5 protein-coding genes and 1 pseudogene are annotated in these 5,635 nt (G+C 73.2%); 5 read left to right on the top strand and 1 reads right to left on the bottom strand.

Going from position 1 to position 5,635, the window contains the following annotated elements; translation table 11 throughout:
* The 3 genes from NCC78_RS26705 to NCC78_RS26695 form a co-directional block, all read left to right on the top strand.
* A partial coding sequence (locus tag NCC78_RS26705; protein ID WP_250797921.1) for an amidase family protein occupies positions 1-704 on the top strand: 704 nt, incomplete at its 5' end.
* 55 nt (positions 705-759) lie between these two features.
* Positions 760-1,065 (top strand): aa3-type cytochrome oxidase subunit CtaJ, encoded by a 306-nt coding sequence (ctaJ, locus tag NCC78_RS26700; protein ID WP_443677211.1) that lies wholly within the window; start codon positions 760-762, stop codon positions 1,063-1,065.
* Positions 1,052-1,459 carry a DUF5130 family protein gene (locus NCC78_RS26695; protein WP_250797920.1) on the top strand — a complete coding sequence of 136 codons (408 nt, stop codon included), beginning with the start codon at positions 1,052-1,054 and terminating at the stop codon, positions 1,457-1,459. Before ctaJ ends, NCC78_RS26695 begins: the two co-directional genes overlap by 14 nt.
* A gap of 302 nt (positions 1,460-1,761) precedes the next feature.
* Here the strand turns inward: NCC78_RS26695 and pepN are convergent, their stop codons facing one another.
* Positions 1,762-4,311 (bottom strand): aminopeptidase N, encoded by a 2,550-nt coding sequence (gene pepN / locus NCC78_RS26690; RefSeq protein WP_250797919.1) that lies wholly within the window; start codon positions 4,309-4,311, stop codon positions 1,762-1,764.
* Between the two features lie 218 nt (positions 4,312-4,529).
* Between pepN and NCC78_RS26685 the strand changes: the two genes are divergently transcribed.
* Together NCC78_RS26685 and NCC78_RS26680 are read left to right on the top strand one after the other, a co-directional pair.
* Positions 4,530-5,153, top strand: coding sequence for a mycothiol-dependent nitroreductase Rv2466c family protein (locus tag NCC78_RS26685; protein WP_250797918.1), 624 nt, complete (start codon positions 4,530-4,532; stop codon positions 5,151-5,153).
* Between the two features lie 248 nt (positions 5,154-5,401).
* Positions 5,402-5,635, top strand: a pseudogene (locus NCC78_RS26680) (hypothetical protein); the annotation flags it as partial.

Here is a 5,635-nt window from a genome sequence, read left to right as displayed (position 1 = left end):
AGGCCGCGCCGGGGCGGCTGCGCGTCGGGCGGTTCACCGCCCCGATGCTCGCCGACGAGCCGGTCCATCCCGACTGCGTCGCCGCCGTGGACCGGGCCGCCGCGCTGCTCACCGCCGCCGGCCACGAGGTGGTCGAGGTGCCGCCGCCGCTCGGTCCGGCGGCCTGGCCGCTGTTCGAGATCGTCTGGTACGTGCTGGCGCTCGCCCCGGTGCCGCTGGAGCGGGAGAGCGAGCTGCTGCCGCTGACCCGGCTGCTGCGGGCCAGGGGCGCGGAGCTCTCCGCCGGCACCCTCACCGCCACGCTCGGCGAACTCCAGGGGCAGGTACGCCTCGGCGTCCGCCGCACCGCCGGCTGCGACCTGCTGCTCTGCCCGACCCTCGCCGCGCCGCAGGCGCCCGTGGGCTGGTTCGCCTCCGGCGGCGACCCGGCGGAGGATTTCGACCGGCAACGCCGCTTTTCGCCGTACTGCGCCATCTTCAACGTCACCGGCGATCCGTCCGTGTCGCTGCCGGTCGGCGTCACCGCCGAGGGGCTGCCCGTCGGGGTGCTGCTCTCCGGCCGGTACGGCGACGACGCGAGGTTGATCGCCGCCGCTGCGCAACTGGAGCACTCCAGTGGCGGATGGGATCGCCACCCCGCAATCTGGCGGGCCGTGGGCTCCGCTAACGTGAATGGCAGCGGAGTCGGGCGGTCGGCGGAATGATCGTCCACCCGACCCGGTCGACCGAGGTCTCTTCTTCCGCCTGGGGGCGTTCGGATTGTCTGTAACCGAGACGTTGCTGGTCTTCGTCGGCATCCCGGCGGCCGCGGTGCTGGTGATCGCCGGCCTGGCGTACGCCGGTAGCCGCGGCGGCGGTGGTGGCGGTGCCAAGCGCTACCGGCCGGGCCGGCCCTTCGACTTCACTCCGGTCTGGTTCCTGGGCCGCCCGGAGCAGCTGGCCGACTCGGCCGGCACCGCGCTGGCGGCGGGCGCGCAGGCGCCGGCGCTGACCGGCCGCAAGCAGGAGCAGGCCGGCATCGAGGCGCCGGCCGGTGGAACCGGAGGCGCAAGTGACCGTTGGTGAGAAGCAGAGCGGGACGGGTACCCCGCCCGACGTGCTGGACGGGCCGTTCTCGACCCGCCAGCTGCTGCGCATCGACGAGGCGCTGCGCCTGGCCGACCAGGGCACCGGCCTGGTCTTCTCGGTCTTCGTCGGTGGTCTCGACGAGCCGATCCGGCAGCACGCCGAGCGGCTGCACCGCCAGCTCGCCGAGCCCGACAAGTCGGTGCTGATCGCGGTGTCGCCCAACCAGCGCCAGCTGGAGATCATCACGGGTCGGCACGCCCGCAAGCGCATCCCTGATACGTACGCCCGGCTCGCCGCGCTCTCCATGGTGGCGGCGTTCGGCGGCGGCGACCTGGCCGGCGGCATCATCAACGGCCTCGACCAGCTCGCCAGCCACGCCGGCAAGGGCTGACCCCGCTCCCGTACGACGACACCCGGTCCGCCTCGGCGGGCCGGGTGTCGGTGTTTCCGGCGTTCGATCAGCGCGGCCGGGCGCTCGGGTCGAGCGTCACCGGACAGGGCCCGTCGACCCGCACCGGATCGTCCGGCCCGACCGTACCGAGCAGTTCTTAGTGGTCACCCGTGCCGCGTTCGTAGCGGTGGACGACGGGCCCGAAGTCCCCCGCTCCACCCGCCAGTAGTGCGCAATGGCGGCCTCGGTCCGCGGCCGGCGTGGGCTGCCACCCACACCGGCCCCGGGCCGCGTGCTCCTGCTCAGGCGCTCCGGGCGTCCCTGGCGCGGGCGGCGAGGGCGCGGACGACGCCGTCGCGGCCCTCGGCGACCAGCCGGCGCAGCGGCCCCGGGTGGCCCTCGCCGGCCAGCCACGCGTCGGTCGCCGCCACCGTCTCGTCCTCCACCAGGTACGCCGGGTACGCCAGCTGCGCGAACTCCTGCGCCGGCTCGCTGTCCCGGCTGGCCCAGACCTGCGCCACCGTGGCGAAGTACCGCTCCCGGTAGGGCGCGGCCAGCTCGGTCTGCGCCGGGTGGGTGAGGCCCTGCAGCAGCGCCCGGTTCCGCCAGTTCGGCAGCGACTCCGGGCCGGTCAGCTCGGCCCAGACGGCCGCCTTGTTCTGCACCGTCGGCACCAGCGCGTGCGCGTACGCGGCCTCCCGCTCGCCGCTTGCCGTCCGGTCCGTGGCCAGCTCGGCCTCGATCTCGGCGGGCCCGGCCGCACCGTTGGCGACCAGCGCGTCGAGCACCGCCCAGCGCAGCTCGGTGTCGATGGTCAGCCCGGCCGGCACGCCGGTGCCGTTCAGCCAGCCGCGCAGCGCGGCCAGGTCCTCGGCGGAGCGGGCCGCCGAGGTGTACGCGCGGGCCCAGGCGAGCTGGAAACCGCTGCCCGGCTCGGCGGCCGCGACGGCGGTCCTCGCCGTGCGGGCCAGCTCGCCCCAGCCGGTCGGCGCCCAGGCCGGGTCGGCGTAGAAGGTGAGCGTGCTGGCGGCCTGCCGCAGGGTGGCGGTGACCAGGTTGATGTCGGTCTCGGCGGGCAGCCCGGCCAGCACCAGCGCCACGTAGTCGCGGGCGGAGAGCTCCGCGTCGCGGACCATGTCCCAGGCCGCGGTCCAGCAGAGCGCCCGGGCCAGCGACGACTCGAAGCCGGCGATGTGCTGCACGACGGTGGACATGGACCGCTCGTCCAGCCGCAGCTTCGTGTAGGTGAGGTCGTCGTCGTTGAGCAGCAGCACGTCGGCCGCCGGCACGCCGGTCAGCTCGGCCAGCTCGGTCAGCTCGCCGGTGACGTCGACCTCGACCCGCTGCCGGCGGACCAGCCGGCCGTCGGTGAGGTCGTAGAGCCCGACCCCGATCCGGTGGGTACGCAGCGTCGGGTGCCCGGCCGGCGCCTCCTGGCGGACCACGACCCGCTGGTAGGCGCCGTCGGAGCCGATCGTCACCTCCGGCCGCAGCGTGTTGACCTGGGCGGTCTCCAGCCACTGGGCGGCGAACTTGCGCAGCTCCCGGCCGGAGGCGGCCTCCAGCTCGGAGAGCAGGTCCTCGAAGGTGGCGTTGCCCCAGGCGTGCTTGCCGAAGTAGGCCCGCAGCCCGGCCACGAACGGCTCCTCACCCACGTACGCGACCAGCTGCTTGAGCACGCTGGCGCCCTTGGCGTACGTGATGCCGTCGAAGTTGACCTCGACGGCCTCCAGGTCCGGCATCTCCGTGTAGACCGGGTGGGTGGAGGAGAGCTGGTCCTGCCGGTAGCCCCAGTTCTTGCGGATGGACAGGAAGGTCGTCCACGCCTCGGTGAACCGGGTGGCGTGGGTGTTGCACCAGTGGCTGGCCCACTCGGCGAACGACTCGTTGAGCCACAGGTCGTTCCACCAGCGCATGGTGACCAGGTCACCGAACCACATGTGCGCCAGCTCGTGCAGGATCGTGTTGGCCCGCTGCTCGTACTCGAAGTCGGTGACCTGCGAGCGGAAGATGTAGTGCGCCTCGGCGTGCGTGACGCAGCCGAAGTTCTCCATCGCGCCGGCGTTGAAGTCGGGCACCCAGAGCTGGTCGTACTTGGGCAGCGGGTAGCGCACGCCGAACTTCTCGTGGAAGAAGTCGAAGCCCTGCTTGGTGATCAGGAACAGGTCGTCGGAGTCGAGGTACCGCGCCATCGAGGCCCGACAGAACACGCCCAGGTCGATGCCGTCGTGACTGTCCCGCACCTCGTGGTACGGCCCGGCGCAGAGGGCGGTGATGTAGGTGCTCATCCGGGCGGACTCGACGAAGTGGACGGTCCTGGTGTCCTCACCGGCCGGCTCCTCGCGCTCCACCGGCATGTTGGAGACCACCCGCCAGTGCGCCGGAACGGTCGCGTGCCAGGTGTAGACGCTCTTCAGGTCGGGCTGGTCGAAGCAGGCGAAGACCTTCTGCGCGTCGGCCGTCTCGAACTGGCTGTAGAGGTACGTCTCCCCGTCCACCGGGTCGACCGTGCGGTGCAACCCCTGGCCGCTGTTGGAGTACGCGAAGTCCGCGTCGACCACCAGCGTGTTCTCCGCGTCCAGCCCGGACAGGGCCAGGCCCTTCTCCGCCGACCAGTCGCCGAGGTCCACGGGGGCGCCGTTCAGCGTGGCGGACCGCACCGAGTCTGCCGCCACCTCGATGAAGGTGCTGGCACCCGGCTCGGTGCACCGGAAGCGGACCTCGGTGGTCGACCGGAAGGTCCGACTCTCGGCCGCCCGGACCGCGCTCGACAGGTCCAGACTGATGTCGTACCCGGTCACGTCGAGCAGGCGGGCCCGCTCGGTCGCCTCGACCTGCGTCAGGTTGCGCACTCCCGGCACTGTTCGTCTCCATCCCACTCTCGGCCCACGCCCCGACGGCGCCGTCCGCCGCCGCTCGTGACGGCCGGCCGGAATCGAGTCTTCCATGCACCGGCACCTCGCGGTGGGCGAGGTCACGCTCTCATTCCGGTACCGGTCGATGCCGCCCGGGGTGAAGATCGGGGGAGGCGCCGGGCTCACCGGCGCACCCGTCGTGAAGGGATCTCACCGTGACCGAACGTGTCGCCGTGGACATGTGGTTCGACCCGCTGTGCCCGTGGGCGTGGATCACGTCCCGATGGCTGCTGGAGGTCGAGAAGGTCCGGCCCGTGGACATCAGCTTCCATGTGATGAGCCTGTCCGTGCTCAACGAGGGCCGGGACCTGCCGGAGCAGTACCAGGAACTGATGAAGAGCGGCTGGGGCCCGGTGCGGGTCTGCATCGCCGTCGAGCAGGCGCACGGCCCGGAGGTGTTGGCGAAGCTCTACACCGCGATGGGCACCCGCATCCACCTCGGCCAGGAGCCGCTCGGCCGGGAGATGCTGGTCGGGGCGCTGGGCGAGGTCGGACTGGACCCGGCGCTCGCCGACGCCGCCGAGTCCACCGCGTACGACGAGGCGCTGCGGGCCAGCCACGAGGCGGGCATGCGGCCGGTCGGCACCGACGTGGGCACCCCGGTGATCCACGCTCCCGGCCCCGACGGCGACAAGGTGGCCTTCTTCGGCCCGGTGATCACGCCGGCGCCGAAGGGCGAGGCGGCCGGCCGGCTCTGGGACGGCGTCCTGCTGGTCGCCGGCACTCCCGGCTTCTACGAGCTGAAGCGCTCCCGCGACCTCGGCCCCATCTTCGACTGATCCACCGGCGGGGCCCTCTCGACGACACCCCGGGTGCCGCGAGGGGCCCCGCCGCGTCGGTGCCCGCAGCATCCCGCGCCACCGGCGGCTCCCGTGCCACCGGCGGCTTCCGTGCCACCGGCGGCTCCCGGTCATCGCGCGGCTTTCGGCGGGCCGTGGCGTCACCGGAGGGCGGGCGGACTCGTTCTTCTCGATGTCCGCCGCAGCGACCCGCAGGGCCGCACCCCGCAGCTCGTGGAGGCATCCCGATGGCCAAGCACCGCGCGTCCGGTGACGTTCCGCCGATCCGGGAGGGGGTGACCCCACGCCCCGGCGACTCCTACTGGTCGGTCGACGACACTCCCTGGCCCGCGGTCCGCCCCGACCTCCCCGCGCACGTCGTGGACCTGCTCGCCCCGTCGATCGTGGTCGGCGTCGCCCGCGTGCCGGTCACCTCCCGGGCGACCCCACCGGCCGAGCGCCCGGCGGCCCCGGCCCCCGAG

The sequence above is a fragment of the Micromonospora phytophila genome (genome assembly GCF_023656545.1).
Taxonomy (GTDB): domain Bacteria; phylum Actinomycetota; class Actinomycetes; order Mycobacteriales; family Micromonosporaceae; genus Micromonospora; species Micromonospora phytophila.
This window is presented reverse-complemented; position numbering and strand designations above follow the sequence as displayed.